This window comes from Pseudomonas sp. FW305-28 (assembly GCF_017351395.1).
In the GTDB taxonomy this organism is placed as follows: Bacteria; Pseudomonadota; Gammaproteobacteria; order Pseudomonadales; family Pseudomonadaceae; genus Aquipseudomonas; species Aquipseudomonas fluorescens_AA.
Map to the genome: position 1 here is coordinate 1 of NZ_JACNDD010000306.1, position 729 is coordinate 729.

Sequence of the window (729 nt, forward strand, 5' to 3'; positions counted from 1 at the left end):
TGGGCTGAGCTGGAATCGCATCGAGCTCGACCAGAGCTTCACCATCGCCGCTTGCCCGAACCTGCGCTTCACCCCGCTGCCCCTGCGTAGCGCCGCACCGCCCTATTCACCCCATCGCTTCGACCCGCACCCGGGCGACAACATCGGGCTGATCGTCGAAGACCTGCGCACAGGCGGCAAGCTGTTCTATGCCCCGGGGCTGGGCAAGGTCGACGAGTCATTGTTGGCGATCATGGCCGGCAGCGACTGTTTGCTGGTGGACGGCACGATGTGGGACGACGATGAAATGCAGCGCCGTGGCGTTGGCACCCGCACCGGCCGGGAAATGGGCCACCTGGCGCAGAATGGTTCCGGCGGGATGCTGGAAGTGCTGGAGCAACTGCCCAATCAGCGCAAGGTCCTTATCCATATCAACAACACCAACCCGATCCTCGATGAAGACTCCGCCGAGCGGGCCGAGCTGGTGCGGCGCAATGTCGAAGTGGCTTACGACGGCATGAGTATTGAACTGTAGGAGCAACCGAAATGACTGACACCCCCCTGTCCCCCGCCGAGTTCGAAACGGCCCTGCGTGCCAAAGGCGCGTATTACCATATCCATCACCCCTATCACGTGGCGATGTATGAAGGCCGTGCCACTCGCGAGCAGATCCAGGGCTGGGTCGCGAACCGTTTCTACTATCAGGTGAATATCCCGCTCAAGGACGCCGCGATCCTGGCCAACTGCCCA

At 62.1% G+C, this 729-nt stretch carries 1 protein-coding gene and 1 pseudogene; both read left to right on the forward strand.

The window, feature by feature from the left end; all coding sequences use genetic code 11:
* Positions 1 to 514, forward strand: a 514-nt coding sequence (locus J4E53_RS30545; protein ID WP_259333266.1) for an MBL fold metallo-hydrolase, incomplete at its 5' end; no start/stop codon positions are given.
* Between the two features lie 11 nt (positions 515 to 525).
* Positions 526 to 729: pseudogene (locus J4E53_RS30550) on the forward strand (pyrroloquinoline quinone biosynthesis protein C); the annotation flags it as partial.